The following is a 16,487-nucleotide window of genomic DNA, read 5'->3' as shown; positions in this document are numbered from 1 at the left end:
TCTTTACGGAAGCAATAAAGCGTAAAGCGGTTTGTTGTGGGTTTTTTATTCTCTATAACTCTGTCAAACCTGCTATTTTGTCATTTAGGAGGAATGATGATGACAGCATTTTGGGGAGAAGTAATCGGTACAATGCTGCTTGTTATTTTCGGCGGCGGCGTTTGTGCGGGAGTCAATTTAAAGAAATCGCTTTCATACCAATCCGGATGGATTGTTATTGTATTCGGCTGGGGATTGGGAGTAGCCATGGCGGCATATGCCGTCGGCAGCATCAGCGGCGCCCACTTGAATCCGGCTTTAACGATAGGCCTTGCGCTTGAAGGCAGCTTTCCTTGGAAAGAGGTCCCTGTTTATATTGCAGGACAGATGATCGGAGCAATGATCGGTGCGGTTGTTGTGTTCCTTCATTATCTGCCGCATTGGAAGGCGACGGATGATCCGGCCGCCAAACTGGGCGTTTTCTCGACCGGCCCGAGTATTCCTCATACATTTGGGAATATGATAAGTGAAGTCATTGGTACGTTTGTGCTTGTGCTCGGCATTTTGGCAATCGGAGCGAATGAATTTACAAAAGGGCTGAACCCGCTGATTGTCGGATTCCTCATCGTTGCCATCGGGATTTCTCTTGGAGGGACGACCGGATATGCGATCAACCCTGCGCGGGATTTGGGGCCGAGAATCGCTCACGCCTTTCTGCCGATTCCGAAAAAAGGGCCGTCAAATTGGAAATATGCCTGGATTCCCGTAGTCGGTCCGATCATGGGCGGTGCGTTCGGCGGCGTATTTTACAATGCCGCGTTTAAAGGAAATGTGACACCTAGCTTTTGGTTTGTAAGCGTTATAATGGTTGTAGTGCTTTTCATACTCTATATTTATACCAAGAAATCTCAATCACAGAAAACATTATCAAATTCTGAATATATTTAAAAAGGAGAGCGGCATCATGGAGACCTATATTTTATCAATTGACCAAGGCACAACAAGTTCAAGAGCGATTCTTTTTAATAAAGAAGGAAAAATCGTGCATTCCGCTCAAAAGGAATTCACACAGCATTTCCCTCAGCCGGGCTGGGTGGAGCACAATGCGAACGAAATCTGGGGATCGGTGCTCGCCGTTATCGCGACTGTGATCTCCGAGTCCGGAATCAGCGCTGATCAAATTGCCGGCATCGGCATCACGAACCAAAGGGAAACGACGGTCGTATGGGATAAAGATACCGGAAAGCCGGTATACAATGCAATTGTGTGGCAATCGAGACAAACATCCAGCATTTGCGAAGAGCTTCGTGAAAAAGGATATAATGATACATTCAGAGAAAAAACGGGACTTTTGATCGACCCTTATTTCTCAGGAACGAAAGTCAAATGGATTCTTGACAATGTAGAAGGCGCGCGGGAAAAAGCGGAAAACGGAAATCTTCTGTTCGGAACGATTGATTCATGGCTCATCTGGAAAATGTCCGGAGGGGCGGCGCACGTAACGGATTATTCCAACGCTTCAAGAACGCTGATGTTTAATATACATGAATTAAAATGGGATGACGAGCTGCTTGATATTTTAGGCGTACCGAAATCAATGCTGCCGGAAGTGAAACCGTCTTCTCATGTGTACGCGAAAACGGTTGATTATCATTTCTTTGGTAAAAATATTCCGATTGCGGGAGCGGCCGGAGACCAGCAGTCTGCGCTGTTCGGTCAGGCGTGCTTTGAAGAAGGCATGGGGAAAAACACATACGGCACAGGCTGCTTTATGCTGATGAATACCGGAGAAAAAGCCATCACTTCTGATCACGGCCTTCTGACGACAATCGCCTGGGGATTAGACGGAAAAGTCGAGTATGCATTGGAAGGAAGCATCTTTGTCGCAGGTTCTGCCATCCAATGGCTGAGAGACGGCATGCGGATGTTCCAGGATTCGAAAGAAAGCGAGACATACGCAGAGCGTGTGGATTCCGCTGACGGTGTTTATGTCGTGCCCGCTTTCGTCGGATTGGGCACACCGTACTGGGACAGTGACGTGCGCGGCTCAGTTTTCGGCCTGACACGCGGAACGACGAAGGAGCATTTTATCCGTGCCACGCTTGAATCTCTCGCATATCAGGCGAAAGATGTGCTTGATGCCATGGAGGCTGATTCAGGCATCTCTTTAAAAACATTGCGTGTAGACGGCGGAGCGGTAAAAAATAACTTCCTCATGCAGTTCCAGAGCGACTTGCTTGATGTGCCGGTCGAACGTCCGGAAATTAATGAAACGACGGCGCTCGGTGCCGCGTATTTAGCCGGAATCGCTGTCGGCTACTGGAAGGACAGCACTGAAATCGCCGATCAGTGGAACCTTGATAAGCAATTCAAACCGGAAATGGAAGATGAAAAACGCGATGAATTGTACGGCGGATGGAAAAAAGCAGTAAATGCAGCTATGGCTTTTAAATAAGATAAAATTATGGTATACTGAAAACAAGTTAATAGGAACGGTCCTGAGATGAGGAGAGACCACAGCACCAAAGTGACGACATGCGCTTTGGCTGTTGTGGTCTCTTTTTCTATACCGTGACAACAAGGAGGAAGCGTAATGATGAATCACCAATTTTCAAGTTTGGAACGGGATCATATGCTGGAAGACATGACTAAAAAAACATACGATCTGTTTATTATAGGCGGAGGTATTACGGGTGCCGGTACGGCGCTTGACGCTGCTTCAAGGGGAATGAAAGTCGCTTTGAGCGAAATGCAGGATTTCGCGGCCGGCACATCAAGCCGATCCACAAAGCTTGTTCACGGCGGTTTGCGTTATCTGAAGCAATTTGAAGTCAAAATGGTGGCTGAAGTCGGTAAGGAACGCGCCATCGTGTACGAAAACGGCCCGCACGTCACGACGCCGGAATGGATGCTGCTGCCGTTTCATAAAGGCGGCACGTTCGGTTCATTCTCTACTTCAATCGGCCTGCGTGTGTATGACTATTTAGCGGGAGTAAAAAAATCAGAGCGCAGAAGCATGCTGTCTGCTAAAGAAACACTGCAAAAAGAGCCGCTCGTCAAAAAAGACGGCTTAAAAGGCGGAGGCTATTATGTAGAGTACCGGACGGACGATGCGAGACTGACGATTGAAGTCATGAAAGAAGCCGTTAAATTCGGTGCTGAGCCTGTCAACTATTCTAAAGTGAAAGAACTGCTTTATGAAAAAGGAAAAGTTGTCGGCGTTTTAATTGAAGATCTGCTGTCAGGCAAGGAATACAAAGTGTACGCCAAAAAAATCGTCAATGCGACAGGTCCGTGGGTCGACGAGCTGAGAGAAAAAGACCACAGCAAAAGCGGAAAACATCTCCAGCACACAAAAGGGGTCCATCTCGTATTCGACCAATCCGTATTCCCGCTTAAACAGGCGGTGTACTTTGATACGCCGGACGGCCGGATGGTGTTCGCCATTCCGCGTGAAGGAAAAACATATGTGGGTACGACCGATACGGTTTACAAACAAAAACTTGAGCACCCGCGCATGACGGTGCAGGATCGCGATTATATCGTCAGCTCCATCAATTATATGTTCCCGGAACTGAACATTACGGCGGACGATATTGAATCTAGCTGGGCCGGCCTCAGACCGCTTATTCACGAAGAAGGGAAAGACCCGTCTGAGATCTCCCGTAAAGATGAAATCTGGACATCTCAATCAGGCCTGATTACGATCGCCGGAGGAAAACTGACGGGCTACCGTAAAATGGCTGAGCACATTGTCGATCTTGTCCGCGACCGCTTGAAAGAAGAGGGCGGCCAGGACTTCGGCGGCTGCAAGACGAAGACGATGCCGATTTCCGGCGGACATGTCGGCGGCTCTAAAAACTTCGAGTCATTTGTGGAAGCAAAGACAAAAGACGGCTTGAAAATCGGTTTATCACAGGAAACCGCTAAGCAGTTAGCCATCAGATACGGCTCTAACGTTGAAAATGTATTCAGCCGGATTGAAGGCCTGAAAGATGAAGCGGAAAAACGCCAGATTCCGGTTCACATTCTGGCGGAAGCGGCTTACAGCATCGAAGAAGAAATGGCTGCGACACCTGCCGATTTCTTCGTCCGCAGAACGGGAAGACTGTTCTTCGACATCAAATGGGTGCAAACGTATAAAACGGCCGTGATTGATTACATGAGCGACCGATTCCAATGGAATGACGAAACGAAAGAAAAACACACTGAGTGGTTAAATATGCTGCTGCACGACGCGGTTGTTCCGCTCGAACAATAATAACCGGAGGGCTGTGCCGAAAAGGCATGAGCCCTTCTTTTATCTTTTTACATAAAGCATTTGGTTAAGTTATCAAGTGACACGGGCAGCCGCTTCATATTAAAATATGGTCATAAGCTGAAATTATAGGAGGACGAACATGAGTTGGAGTAAGAGTTACGAACGCTGGAATCAGGCCGAACAATTAGATTCAGAATTGAAAAAATTATTGGCGGACGCAGAAGGAAACGAGCAGTTGCTGGAAGATTTTTTCTACAAAAATCTTGAGTTCGGAACAGGAGGCATGAGAGGAGAAATCGGGCCGGGTACGAACAGAATGAACATTTACACGGTCCGCAAAGCATCCGCCGGACTTGCGGCGTATATCGCGAAACAGGGGGAAGACGCGAAAAAAAGAGGGGTTGCGATCGCATACGACTCCCGTCATAAATCTCCTGAGTTTGCGATGGAAGCTGCAAAAACCCTTGCTTCCCAAGGCATTCAAACATACGTATTTGATGAGCTCCGCCCGACGCCTGAGCTGTCTTTTGCGGTGAGAAAGCTGAACGCTTATGCCGGCATCGTCGTGACGGCCAGCCATAACCCGCCTGAATATAACGGATATAAAGTGTATGGCGATGACGGCGCACAGCTGCCGCCGAAAGAAGCGGACATCGTCATTGCGGAAGTGAATGCCATAGAAAATGAATTAACGATTCAAGTTGAAGATGAACAGTCGCTGAAAGAAAAAGGTTTGATTAAAATAATCGGTGAAGAAATTGATAAACCGTATACTGAAAAACTGACTTCCATCTCCGTACATCCCGAGCTTTCGGATGAAGTGGATGTCAGCGTCGTGTTCACTCCCCTTCACGGCACGGCAAATAAACCGGTGCGCCGCGGTCTTGAAGCACTCGGTTACAAAAACGTCACCGTCGTAAAGGAGCAAGAGCTGCCGGACCCGGATTTTTCAACCGTCAAATCGCCGAATCCGGAAGAGCACGCGGCATTCGAATATGCCATTAAGCTCGGAGAAGAACAAAATGCCGATATTCTTGTCGCTACGGACCCGGATGCCGACCGTCTCGGCATTGCCGTAAAAAACAGCGAAGGCAAGTACACAGTGCTGACGGGAAACCAGACAGGCGCGCTTTTATTGCATTACCTGCTTTCCGAGAAGAAAAAACAGGGCACCCTTCCTAAAAACGGTGTCGTCATGAAAACGATTGTCACGAGCGAATTGGGCCGCGCCGTCGCTTCATCTTTCGGATTAGATACGGTTGACACGCTGACAGGCTTCAAATTTATCGGTGAAAAGATCAAAGAATATGAAAAATCAGGCCAATACACGTTCCAGTTCGGGTATGAAGAAAGCTACGGCTACTTAATCGGCGATTTCGCGCGTGACAAAGACGCGATCCAGGCTGCGCTGTTAGCCGTCGAGGTATGCGCCTTTTATAAAAAGCAGGGCATGTCGCTTTATGACGCGCTGCTGTCCATTTTTAAAGAATACGGATATTACCGTGAAGGCTTGAAGTCATTGACGTTAAAAGGAAAACAGGGAGCAGAGCAGATTTCCGCTATCCTGACTTCATTCCGAAACGATCCGCCGAAGCAGATGGCCGGAAAACAAATCACTCAGGCTGAAGACTATTCAACGGGAAAACGGACTGTATTTGCCGATCATCATGAAGAAGATATTGATCTGCCGAAGTCAAATGTCCTGAAATATTTCCTTGAAGACGGCTCTTGGTTCTGCCTTCGTCCATCAGGAACGGAGCCGAAAGTGAAGTTCTATTTCGCCGTGAAGGGAACTTCTTTACAAGACAGCGAACAGCGTCTTGCCGCATTATCTGAAGCCGTCATGAAAACGGTGGATGGCATAGTGGAAAAAACGAAATAAACAACAAACCGCCGGAAGCGACATCCGGCGGTTTTTTTATACGCCTCATCCGAAAGTATGAGGAAAATTCATGCTGAAAACAAAGGAATATACAGAAAAGAATTGATATAATATGGATAATTCTGATTGGCCGGAGTGAGGGAAATTGACGAAAACGACGGTAGAAACGTTAAAAACGTTAAAAGCGATTGCGGAAACCTTAAACCAAAACCACGATTTAAAGGAAGCGCTTGATAAAGTGCTCCGCGAACTGCTCAGCCTGACCGGGCTGCAGACAGGGTGGATTTTTCTGATTGAGCCGGACGGGTCTTATACGCTCGCCGCATCCGCTTATTTACCGCCGGCTCTCGGTCAGCGGGAAAATGCACTCATGTGCAGCGGGGAATGCTATTGTCTGACCAAATTCAGCAATGGGGGTTTGACAAAGGCCGTAAACATAATGAATTGTAAACGGATTGAATTTGCGGAACAGACGACGAACTGCCGCGATACGGAGGGCATTACCCATCATGCGACCGTACCGCTTGAGGACGGCGGCCGGAAGTTCGGTTTATTAAACGTCGCCGCAAACGAAAAGACATTTTTCAACGAAGAAGAACTGCATCTTCTTGAAGCTGTTGCATTTCAAATCGGAACGGCGATTCAGCGGATGAAATTGGCCGAATTTGAGCAGCAGAACGCCCTGTTGATGGAACGAAGCAGACTTGCGCAAGAGCTACATGATTCCGTCAATCAGATGCTGTTTTCTGTCAGCTTAACGGCAAAAGCCGCAAAGAGTTTTACAAATGATGATCGGCTCCGGCAGATGATTACATTTATTCAAGAGCTGTCTCAGGATGCGCTAACAGAAATGAGGGCGCTTATTTGGCAGCTGAAGCCGGAAAGTTTGACGAAAGGGCTGTATGCGTCGATCAAAAGCTATACCGCTCTTATCGGTCTGGAAGCCGTTTGTGAAATGGAGGATGAGCTGGAGCTTACGGATGAACAGGAACACGCGCTTTGGCGGATCGCCCAGGAAGCCTTGAATAACTGTAAAAAGCATGCGGGAACGGACCGGGTTATCATTTCCGCCGTTAAAAAGCCGGATTGCGCCGAGCTTCACATTAGCGACCGCGGAGCAGGCTTCAGCGCTGATGCGCATGCTGTGCTCCCATCGCTCGGCGTGGCCGGCATGAAAGCGCGGGCTGAAGCGATCGGAGGCCGCTTTACATTGCAATCCGAGCTTGGCGCCGGAACGATTGTCTCCGTTCGGCTTCCGTTTCGGGACAGGAGGTCTGATTGATGAAAATTGTGATTGCTGATGATCATCACGTTGTCCGCAAAGGACTGCGCTATTTCTTCGCCACTCAGGAAGACATTGAAGTTGTCGGTGAGGCGTCCACCGGTGCTGAAGCGCTTCAGCAAGCTGAAAAGACGGAGCCGGACATCATTCTGATGGATTTATCAATGCCTGATACGGACGGCATAGAAGCGGCAAAAATTGCGGCTGAACGATTTCCGGACATCAGTATCGTCGTTTTGACGAGCTATTCTGATCAGGAGCATGTCATTCCCGCCCTTAAAGCCGGCGCAAAAGCGTATCAGCTGAAAGACGCCCAGCCCGATGATTTAGTGAAAACGCTCCGGGAAGTGTATTCCGGACGTTACCGGCTGTCGGCGGATATTGTGCCTCATGTGCTGACCCACATGGTTCAGGATGATCAGGATAAGGAAAAATATTATCACCTGACCCCTCGTGAAAAAGATGTTCTTCAAGAAATAGCCAAAGGAAAAAGCAATAAGGAAATTGCGGCGGCACTGTTTATTTCAGAAAAAACAGTGAAGACCCACGTGTCCAACCTGCTGTCAAAGCTGAATCTTTCCGATCGGACGCAGGCGGCATTGTATGCGGTAAAATATAATGTTTTTGGAAAGGCGGTAAAATCATGAGCATATTAGTGATCAGCGGCACACCGAGAAAAAACGGGCGGACGAGAATTGCCGCTTCTTATATCAGAGATCGGTTTCATACCGATTATATTGATTTGAGCGAAAGTGATCTGCCGCTTTATAACGGTGAAGAAGAACAGAACGAGCTGCCTTCAGTGCAAGAGTTAAGGCGGCAGGTGAAAAAGTCGGCGGCCGTCGTCTTATTATCTCCCGAGTATCACAGCGGCATGAGCGGCGCTTTAAAAAACGCCATCGATTTTTTAAGCAGCGATCACTGGGCATACAAACCGGTGGCAATCATTGCCGCGGCGGGCGGAGGAAAAGGAGGCATGAACGCGCTGGCGAATATGCGGACGGTCATGCGGGGCGTTTATGCAAATGTCATCCCGAAACAGCTGGTCTTAGACCCGATTCACATTGACATGGAGCGCCGGACCGTATCTGAGGATATGGCGGTCAGCCTGAAAGAGATGATCGAAGAGCTGAATATGTTCACAAATACAAGAAATCCCGGCGTCTGACGCCGGGATTGTTTTTATGTCAGCATGGCTAATTGATCTTCATAAACGAGCTCCGCCGCATGATCAATATACCCGAGAAGAGAATACAGCTCTTTTTCAAGCACCGCATGATCATATTCGAAATGATACGCGTGCAGAAAGTGCTCAATACGCTTTGATAATAAATCATCTTTTGTACGAACCATCAATATTAACAAATTGTCCCATTGAGACCGGTGTGTGTAATACAAGGCTTTGTCATAATCGGCATGATCCATCTAACGCTTCTCCTTTCAATGAGAAGTTCTCCGTTAGTTTATGCCGCTGAAGCCCGGATGCAACGGGGGAAAAGTTGGTGTCCTTATCACTGCGGCATAGCAATATGAGGGAGACATAAAATAAAACCGCATATCCGTCTCTTCTTTGGACACGCTAAGATTGACAAAAAACGACTCAGGAGAACATAAAGATGAAATCCCTTCCATTTGCGCTTGCCCTCTTGTTTTGCGGCATTCTCATTGCCTCTATCGCTGAAAAAGGGCATACAGAACACCTTGATCCATCAGTTGAAAAATGGGAGCAGCTCGCATGGAACCAGCTTGAACGTGAATACAAGGGGGCCGAGCTTACCGATTATTCGTACATGGGCCGTACAAAAGTGAACCGGGAACAGACGAAAGATGTGTTTCGCGTAACGGTGCAAACATCAAAAGAAACGTTTTCATCCCGTGCTGAAGTGTATTTCCATCCCGTAACAAAACACGTGATCAGCATTAATATTTTCAGACTGTAAAAAAAGCTGCACAGCCTAATTGAGGCCGTACAGCTTGTCAGATATCAGAAGAAACGTTTTGCGCCGAGGTAGCGCTGTTTCCAATAGGAATTGTTCATGCTGGAAATAACGACACCCGAATCGTTGGCATTAATAAACTGGCCGTTCCCGAGATAAATACCGACGTGGGAAGGTCCGGCTTTATAAGTTGAGAAAAAGACAAAGTCACCGACCGCCGGCTGGCTGACTGATGTCATCGTATTCCAGTAGCCTGCGGCTGAAAGTCTGGATACAGAAGTGACCTTATTGAGAACGTAATAAATGAAACCGCTGCAGTCAAAGCCTCTCGGCGTTGTCCCGCCCCATACATACGGTACGCCCAGTTGAGCTTTTGCGGCATCGATCATTACATTAATCTTCGCGCTTGTTGAACCTGTGCCGCCTGTGTTGCCGGACTGATTCGGTGTCGTGTTTGTCTGCTGCCCGGTAATCGTCAGCTTTTGTCCGATTTGAAGAACATCTGTTTTCAGATTGTTTTTCTCGCGGATCTGCTGGGCCGTCACATTGAACTTTTGGGCGATCACCCATAAAGAATCCCCGCTTTTCACGGTATATGTAGTGGTTTTCCCTGTATCTCCGGACTGGTTCGGAGTTGACGGTGAAGTCGAAGAGCCGGAAGATGACGTTTTTGTCAGCTTAAGCACTTGTCCGACCCGCAGCATGTCTGACGTCAGTTTGTTGATGCTTCTGATTTGCTGAACCGTCATGTTGTATGCGTTTGCGATTTTCCAGAGTGAGTCTCCGCTTTTTACTGTATAAGAGGACGTTTGCGTCTGGTTTTTATTTTGGTTTGAATTGTCTTTTGACGGCGTGTTTCCCGAAGAAGACGTTCCTTTTGTTTTCAGGACTTGGTTTACGTAGATCGTATCCGTTTTTAAGTTGTTTAATACTTTGAGTTCCGCAATGGTCATATTGACGCTGTTTGCGATCTTCCATAGTGAATCGCCGAGTTTGACTTTATACGTCCCGGAAGATGATGACTGCTTTTTGCTGCTGTTTGAGCTGCTGCCCGGTGTGTTTTTTTTCTGATCGGTGCTTGAGGAAACTTTCCCCGTCACTTGCAGCTTCTGTCCGGCGCGGATTAAGTCGCTTGTCAGACCGTTCATTTTTTTCAGTTCCTGTACAGACATTTTAAAATCAGATGCGATCAGCCACAGCGAGTCTCCGCTTTTCACTGTATAAACGCTTTTAGTCGTGCCGCTGTTCTTTGAAGATGGCTTTGAGCTGCCGGAATCTGATTTGCCGTTAGGAATGTTGAGCGTCTGCCCGATAGAAATAACGGTGGATTTTAGATGATTCGCTGATGTAATGGCATCCACGCTTGTATTGTAGTTTTGGGCAAGCTTCCATAATGAATCTCCGCTTTTAACCTTAATCGTTTGTGCTTCTGCCGGTGTTACAGCTAACGCAGACCCGACGATCGCAGATGCAGTCAAACCGACCGCTACCTTTTTTTTCATAATGAATCTCCCTTTTCCTGCGATGATTTTACTATCCCCATTCGTTGCAGCCGCAAGGTGAGGATATCAGTAATGATAATCTTTATATCGGCACTTGTCTGCAATCGTTTATCATATTAATAGAAATAGTCCTTTTTTCTTATGCCGGCATAAAAAAAAGAAGGAATGCGGACATTCCTTCAGCTTCTGAGCAGTCTCATAATCTCCTCTTTGTTTTTGACCAGATCCCTTAACGTATATTTGTCTAAAACGGCCAGGTAAGCTTGCAGGGCTTCATTCAGAAGGTTCTTTAAGTTGCAGGCGGGAGATATGATACAGAGATTTTTTTTGGAGTCAAAGCATTCTACGATGTTAAAGTCGTCTTCTGTATTTCGAACGACTTCTCCAATGTTTATGTCTTCCGGTGTCATTCCTAATCGGATTCCGCCTCCCCGGCCCCGGATCGTTTCGACATACCCGAGCTGGCCGAGGCGGTAAATGACTTTCATGAGGTGGTTTTTAGAGATGGAATAAGTATCTGCGATTTCTTTTATGTTGGAAAGTTCGTCGGAATGTTTGGAAGCCAAAAAAATCAAAACGCGTAAAGAATAATCGGTATAGTTCGTTAATTTCATAGAATGACCTCGGAAAAAGAGATTTTGCTTCTGTTACAGTCTATCATATATGAATCTAAAATGAAAAAAAAGGAATTTGCCCCTTTAACTCAAAAAAAAACGTGCGCTCCTTCTGAGCACACGTTTTTTTCGTTAAGACATCGGCGGCTTACGATCGTCAGCCGATTGATGTTTTTCAATTTTGCGATCCAATTTTGCGAGATAACGGGAGGCAAATTCTTTTCCGCCAAGACCGAATGAAAGTCCGAAGGCAAGCGCGAAACCGCCCAGAATCAGAATAAACGCGGCATTTACGATCGTGTCGGCGACACCGAGCTGATCCAGCGCCATAAAGATTGAGAGAGTGATAATGGTATATTTCGCAAGCGGCGCCAGGAATCTGAATTCCTTTCCGCTCAGCATGCCGGCAAGCAGCCTGCTGACGAGCTGTCCGGCCAAAAGCCCGATTCCGAGAATAAATACAGCGGCCAGAACATTAGGCAGGTAAGCGATAATACCTGTTGCGATAACGACGAGAAATTCGAGATGAACAAGCTGCAGCGCCTCTGCCGTAAAGAGCAGGACGATGATGATCTGAACAATCATGCCGACCGTCTGAGAAAGCGTCAGCTTCGGGGTACCCGCCTGTTCAAAGCCCATTTTACCGAGAAGAGAGTCGAAACCGGCCCGGTGCAAGAGCCCGGATACAATGCTGTTGACCCATTTTCCGATCCAGATGCCGGCGATGATCAGCACGATACCGATGATGATATTAGGAAGCATTGTAAAGACCGTGTGCAGCATGGCTGACGCCGGTTCAGAAATACCCGCCACATCAAGCCGGTCAAGCGCAGAAATGATCACCGGAATGAAAATCAGCACGTAGACAATCGTTCCGATGATTGCCGACAGGCTTGTATCCTTCAGATAAATAGAAAGCCCCATACGTGCGGCGAGCCTTTCCGTGCCGATACTCGCCAGAAAGTTTGTGACGATATCACGGACGAGACGGGCAACAAGCCAGCCGATTAAAACAATCAGCGCCGCGGCGAATACTTTCGGTATAAAGGACAAAACGCTTTGGATCATATTTGTAAACGGCCCTGATACTCCGCTGATTTGGAGAGCGGCCAAGACGCCGGGCAGGAACAAGAGCAAGACGAAGTAGAAAACGATTCGTGAAGCGGCCGTAACGGATCTGCTCATCTCCGCTTCTTCAGACACCATTGTCCATTTTCTGAACCGGCCGTTTTCAGCGAGTTTCATGCCCGCTTTTTTGACGAGATAGCTGAAAAGCGAAGCGGCCGCCCAGCCCAACAGCAGAATCAGGCCGGCTTTTAAAATGCTCGGCACAGCCGCCGTTATCGCTGACAGCATGCTGACAAAAGGCGAAGCCACGGTTGTCAGATGCAGAATGTTAAAGAATAGAATAAAAACGATAATTAATGCGATAAAATAAATGACTTTACTGATGACTTTTTCTGAGGAATAGCGCGCCGGCTTTTTTTCGGCGAACAGCCTGTCGTCAATTTTTGTTTTTTGCAGGCCTTTGTATACGGCTTTTTCAATGATTTTGGCAATGCCCCAGCCGATAAGCAGGACGAGCAGTGCAATGACCAGATTCGGGAGTTTGCTGAGATACGTCGTAAGCATGTCTGCTGTATTCAAGTAGAATCGCTCCTTTTCTTTTTGGGGTATGGTGTGTGTTTTACCCACTTACAGATAAAGCAAACGGCGCGGATGTGCCGAAAGTTTTCAGCCGGAAACCGATCTGTTATTTCATCTTTTGAGAGGAGGGGTCATACATTATAAATAAGTCCAAGTAGGGGGGATTCGGTTGAACGCGGAGGAGACAAAAGGTTTACAGCGGGCAATTGAGGAAATAACCGACATTGCGAAGGGTTTCGGCCTTGATTTCTACCCGATGAGATATGAAATTTGCCCGGCTGAAATTATTTATACATTCGGCGCGTACGGCATGCCGACGAGATTCAGCCACTGGAGTTTCGGCAAACAATTTCATAAGATGAAACTCCATTATGATCTCGGTTTGAGCAAAATTTATGAACTTGTCATTAATTCCAACCCTTGCTACGCTTTTTTGCTGGACAGCAATTCGCTGATCCAAAATAAATTAATTGTAGCCCATGTTCTTGCCCATTGTGATTTTTTCAAACATAACTGCCGCTTTCAAAATACGAACCGGGACATGGTTGAGAGTATGGCGGCTGCGGCGGAGCGGATTAAGCATTATGAAAGAATTCACGGGATAAAAGAGGTGGAGTCCTTTTTAGATGCCATTCTGGCGGTTCAGGAGCATATCGATCCGTCGCTCGTCAGGCCGAAGCTGCTGTGGAGCGTCGATGACGAAGAGGAGGACGAAGAAGAAACCGCGCCATCGCCTTACGATGATTTATGGGGAATGGATAAGCCGAAGCAGGTGAAAAAGAAAAAAGGGAAAAAACCGTTTCCGCCCCGGCCGGAAAAAGATATTCTGCTGTTTATCGAAGAACATTCGCGGGAGCTTGAACCGTGGCAGCGTGACATTTTAACCATGATGAGAGAAGAAATGCTGTATTTCTGGCCGCAGCTGGAAACGAAAATCATGAACGAAGGCTGGGCATCTTATTGGCATCAGCGGATTATCCGCGAGCTTGACCTGACTTCAGATGAAGCCATCGAATTTGCGAAGCTGAACGCAGGCGTCGTTCAGCCGTCAAAAACGGGAATCAACCCGTATTATTTAGGGCTGAAAATTTTTGAGGACATCGAAGAGCGTTATGACAACCCGACAGATGAAATGAAAAAAACAGGAGTAAAGCCCGGTTCCGGCCGCGAGAAAATGTTTGAGGTCAGGGAAATTGAATCGGATATATCATTTATCCGCAATTATTTGACGAAAGATCTCGTAATGCGTGAGGATTTGTATTTATTCCAAAAGCAGGGCAGGGACTATAAAGTGATCGACAAAGAATGGAAGGCCGTGCGAGATCAGCTCGTGAACATGCGGGTCAACGGGGGATTTCCTTATCTGACCGTCAATGACGGGGATTACCTGAAGAATAATGAGCTTTATATTAAACATTGGTATGAGGGAATTGAGCTTGATCTGAAATATTTGGAGAAAGTGCTGCCGTATCTGTACCAGCTGTGGGGCAGGAGCGTGCACATCGAATCTGTTCTTGAAGACAGAGAAGTGATGTTTTCTTATGACGGCAAAGGAGTGCACCGGAGATATCTGTAAAAGAAGAAAGGATGCGGGGAAACCCCCGCATCCTTTTTTATTTTCCGTGTTTCAGGATGTGAAAAATCTTTTTGGCCTGGTCCGTGTTGTTTAAAAGCCCCGTAAATGACTCTCTTCCCGGACCGTATGCGTAAACGGGAACTTCTTCGCCCGTATGATCGCCGGTTGTCCAGCCGCTGTTGGTTTTCGCATTAAAGAGCTTAATGATCGCTTTGTAGACGCTCTTGTCAGCATCCTGTTTTGAGGCCGTTTCGATCTGTTTGATTTCAGCTTTTGACCATTTCAGGTCTGTATAACGCGCAAGCACGGAAGATACGGATTTACCCGCTTTGATTTGGTCAGCCATAAACGCCGGGGTTTTTTTTGCGGCAAGAATCGGTTCAACATGCCAGTTTTTATCGTCATTCGCGCCGATCGTCAATCCGCCGGTGGTATGGTCAGCCGTGGCAACGACAAGCGTATGTTTGTCCTTTTTGGCAAATGCGATCGCTGCTTTATACGCTTTTTCAAAATCCTTCATTTCACTCATTGCGCCGACTATATCATTGTCATGGCCCGCCCAGTCAATTTGGCTGCCTTCGACCATTAAGAAAAACCCTTTTTTATTCTTGTTCAGCCTGTCGATCGCTGCCGTTGTCATGTCTTCTAATGAAGGGACGGCGTTTGAGCGGTCGATTGCTTTGTCGAGTCCGCCATCGGCAAACAGGCCGAGAATCTTCTTGTTACGATCCTTTTTGAGCTCCTGTTTTGATGTCACGTAGCTGTATCCCGCTTTTTTGAAATCCTTTGTTATATTGCGGTCTTTACGGATAAAGTTTGACTTGCCGCCTCCGAGGAGCACATCGACTTTCTGTTTTCCGTTGATGCGGTCATCAAAGTAGCTGCTTGCGATGTCATCCATGTTCTTTCGGGATTTGTTATGGGCTCCGAATGCCGCAGGGGTGGCGTGCGCAATCTCCGAAGTTGCGACAAGTCCGGTGGATTTCCCTCTTTGTTTCGCTTCTTCGAGGACGGATTTTACCCGCTTTCCTTTTTTATCGACTCCGATCGCCGCGTTATACGTTTTCACGCCTGTGGCCATTGCCGTGCCAGCCGCCGCGGAATCGGTAATATTGGAATCAGGATCGTCAGGATAAGTCATCATCATACCGGTGAGATTGGGATCGAATGCTGTCAGTTTCATACCATCCGAAGGCTTTCCTTTGTTAATGACCGAACGGTAGGCGTTCATATAGGGAGCGCCCATTCCGTCGCCGACCATGAAGATGACGTTTCTGATCTCGTTTTTGTCAGGCTGTTTTTTTGCCGCAGCCTGTTCGGAGTGCTGAAGCCCCGCACCCGCAATCAGACCGGCTGTCAGTACGGATACGGCTGCCGCCGGCAGAAGTTTTGATCGAACCTGTTTAAATAGACTCATTCTCACTCGTCCTCCTTTAATCGTGTCTGTATGTCTAATGGTAGGGGGTGTTTGTAAAGAGCGTCTGTTTCTCCTGTAAATTTCAGGTGAAACATTGTTAGAAATGTAAATTCCGGTGTAACTTATGTTTTCAAGAAAGAGTGAAAACCATTCACTTTTTTGAAAAAGATGAGGATTTTTTTAACAAGGAGTTATTTGGAAAGTAAACTGCTTTGTTTTTCCAAAATACGATGATCACAGGAAAAAAACATGACAAATTGACTCGTTTTTCGTCACGTTTGAAATCAAATTGAAATATTTAATACCCTTAAAAACTTTTTTCTAAAACGAATTAGTAAGAAATTTGTCACGGGAAGTCAAGTCTATTTCTAGTGGAAATTGAACCTTATA

General features: G+C 47.0%; 14 protein-coding genes. 9 read left to right on the top strand and 5 right to left on the bottom strand.

Translation table 11 applies throughout. The features are described from left to right. Positions 1 to 99 precede the first annotated feature (99 nt). The 7 genes from ACWHAR_RS09640 to ACWHAR_RS09610 all read left to right on the top strand — a co-directional run bounded on the left by ACWHAR_RS09640 (position 100) and on the right by ACWHAR_RS09610 (position 8,572). Positions 100 to 927, top strand: a complete 828-nt coding sequence (locus tag ACWHAR_RS09640) for an MIP/aquaporin family protein (RefSeq protein WP_032874243.1) — start codon at positions 100 to 102, stop codon at positions 925 to 927. 16 nt (positions 928 to 943) lie between these two features. Beyond that, complete coding sequence (gene glpK / locus ACWHAR_RS09635; RefSeq protein WP_032874246.1) at positions 944 to 2,434, top strand: glycerol kinase GlpK; 1,491 nt, start codon at positions 944 to 946, stop codon at positions 2,432 to 2,434. A 138-nt stretch (positions 2,435 to 2,572) separates the two neighbouring features. After that, positions 2,573 to 4,240: a glycerol-3-phosphate dehydrogenase gene (gene glpD / locus ACWHAR_RS09630; RefSeq protein ID WP_032874251.1), complete on the top strand. Its 1,668-nt coding sequence runs from the start codon at positions 2,573 to 2,575 to the stop codon at positions 4,238 to 4,240. 139 nt (positions 4,241 to 4,379) lie between these two features. Then, entirely contained in the window at positions 4,380 to 6,122 is a 1,743-nt protein-coding gene (locus tag ACWHAR_RS09625) for a phospho-sugar mutase (protein ID WP_032874253.1), read from the top strand. 145 nt (positions 6,123 to 6,267) lie between these two features. Beyond that, on the top strand, positions 6,268 to 7,404 hold the full coding sequence (locus ACWHAR_RS09620; RefSeq protein ID WP_032874255.1) for a GAF domain-containing sensor histidine kinase: 1,137 nt from the start codon (positions 6,268 to 6,270) through the stop codon (positions 7,402 to 7,404). Beyond that, positions 7,404 to 8,051, top strand: a complete 648-nt coding sequence (locus ACWHAR_RS09615; RefSeq protein ID WP_032874257.1) for a response regulator — start codon at positions 7,404 to 7,406, stop codon at positions 8,049 to 8,051. Before ACWHAR_RS09620 ends, ACWHAR_RS09615 begins: the two co-directional genes overlap by 1 nt. Then, complete coding sequence (locus ACWHAR_RS09610) at positions 8,048 to 8,572, top strand: NADPH-dependent FMN reductase (RefSeq protein WP_032874264.1); 525 nt, start codon at positions 8,048 to 8,050, stop codon at positions 8,570 to 8,572. Before ACWHAR_RS09615 ends, ACWHAR_RS09610 begins: the two co-directional genes overlap by 4 nt. 14 nt (positions 8,573 to 8,586) lie before the next feature. Here the strand turns inward: ACWHAR_RS09610 and ACWHAR_RS09605 are convergent, their stop codons facing one another. Then, entirely contained in the window at positions 8,587 to 8,829 is a 243-nt protein-coding gene (locus ACWHAR_RS09605) for a YhdB family protein (RefSeq protein WP_032874267.1), read from the bottom strand. A 191-nt stretch (positions 8,830 to 9,020) separates the two neighbouring features. On the opposite strand from ACWHAR_RS09605, the gene ACWHAR_RS09600 reads away from it, so the two are divergent. Further along, positions 9,021 to 9,344 carry a DUF3889 domain-containing protein gene (locus ACWHAR_RS09600; protein WP_032874270.1) on the top strand — a complete coding sequence of 108 codons (324 nt, stop codon included), beginning with the start codon at positions 9,021 to 9,023 and terminating at the stop codon, positions 9,342 to 9,344. A gap of 44 nt (positions 9,345 to 9,388) precedes the next feature. On the opposite strand, the gene ACWHAR_RS09595 is transcribed toward ACWHAR_RS09600, so the two are convergent. From ACWHAR_RS09595 to ACWHAR_RS09585, 3 genes are all read right to left on the bottom strand, one after another. Then, positions 9,389 to 10,843 (bottom strand): C40 family peptidase, encoded by a 1,455-nt coding sequence (locus tag ACWHAR_RS09595; RefSeq protein ID WP_032874273.1) that lies wholly within the window; start codon positions 10,841 to 10,843, stop codon positions 9,389 to 9,391. Between the two features lie 179 nt (positions 10,844 to 11,022). Next, positions 11,023 to 11,457, bottom strand: a complete 435-nt coding sequence (gene nsrR, locus ACWHAR_RS09590; RefSeq protein WP_032874275.1) for a nitric oxide-sensing transcriptional repressor NsrR — start codon at positions 11,455 to 11,457, stop codon at positions 11,023 to 11,025. A 132-nt stretch (positions 11,458 to 11,589) separates the two neighbouring features. Continuing rightward, positions 11,590 to 13,104 (bottom strand): mechanosensitive ion channel, encoded by a 1,515-nt coding sequence (locus ACWHAR_RS09585; RefSeq protein ID WP_007610307.1) that lies wholly within the window; start codon positions 13,102 to 13,104, stop codon positions 11,590 to 11,592. 169 nt (positions 13,105 to 13,273) lie between these two features. Between ACWHAR_RS09585 and ACWHAR_RS09580 the strand changes: the two genes are divergently transcribed. Then, on the top strand, positions 13,274 to 14,680 hold the full coding sequence (locus ACWHAR_RS09580) for a SpoVR family protein (RefSeq protein ID WP_007409274.1): 1,407 nt from the start codon (positions 13,274 to 13,276) through the stop codon (positions 14,678 to 14,680). 37 nt (positions 14,681 to 14,717) lie between these two features. Here ACWHAR_RS09580 and ACWHAR_RS09575 read toward each other — a convergent pair whose 3' ends face one another. Beyond that, a complete protein-coding gene (locus ACWHAR_RS09575; RefSeq protein WP_032874278.1) occupies positions 14,718 to 16,097 on the bottom strand; it encodes an alkaline phosphatase in 1,380 nt (459 codons plus the stop codon). Positions 16,098 to 16,487 lie beyond the last annotated feature (390 nt).

Source organism: Bacillus sp. LR--39 (assembly GCF_053613335.1).
The sequence above is the reverse complement of the archived record's forward strand: the minus strand, read 5'-3'. Positions and strand labels throughout refer to the sequence as shown.

Excerpts from the sequence above, each read along its gene's own strand:
- glpD (WP_032874251.1), top strand. The coding sequence starts at position 2,573 with ATGATGAATCACCAATTTTCAAGTTTGGAACGGGATCATATGCTGGAA.
- ACWHAR_RS09615 (WP_032874257.1), top strand. The coding sequence starts at position 7,404 with ATGAAAATTGTGATTGCTGATGATCATCACGTTGTCCGCAAAGGACTG.
- ACWHAR_RS09625 (WP_032874253.1), top strand. The coding sequence starts at position 4,380 with ATGAGTTGGAGTAAGAGTTACGAACGCTGGAATCAGGCCGAACAATTA.
- ACWHAR_RS09605 (WP_032874267.1), bottom strand. The coding sequence starts at position 8,829 with ATGGATCATGCCGATTATGACAAAGCCTTGTATTACACACACCGGTCT.
- nsrR (WP_032874275.1), bottom strand. The coding sequence starts at position 11,457 with ATGAAATTAACGAACTATACCGATTATTCTTTACGCGTTTTGATTTTT.
- ACWHAR_RS09600 (WP_032874270.1), top strand. The coding sequence starts at position 9,021 with ATGAAATCCCTTCCATTTGCGCTTGCCCTCTTGTTTTGCGGCATTCTC.
- ACWHAR_RS09595 (WP_032874273.1), bottom strand. The coding sequence starts at position 10,843 with ATGAAAAAAAAGGTAGCGGTCGGTTTGACTGCATCTGCGATCGTCGGG.
- ACWHAR_RS09575 (WP_032874278.1), bottom strand. The coding sequence starts at position 16,097 with ATGAGTCTATTTAAACAGGTTCGATCAAAACTTCTGCCGGCGGCAGCC.
- ACWHAR_RS09640 (WP_032874243.1), top strand. The coding sequence starts at position 100 with ATGACAGCATTTTGGGGAGAAGTAATCGGTACAATGCTGCTTGTTATT.
- ACWHAR_RS09610 (WP_032874264.1), top strand. The coding sequence starts at position 8,048 with ATGAGCATATTAGTGATCAGCGGCACACCGAGAAAAAACGGGCGGACG.
- glpK (WP_032874246.1), top strand. The coding sequence starts at position 944 with ATGGAGACCTATATTTTATCAATTGACCAAGGCACAACAAGTTCAAGA.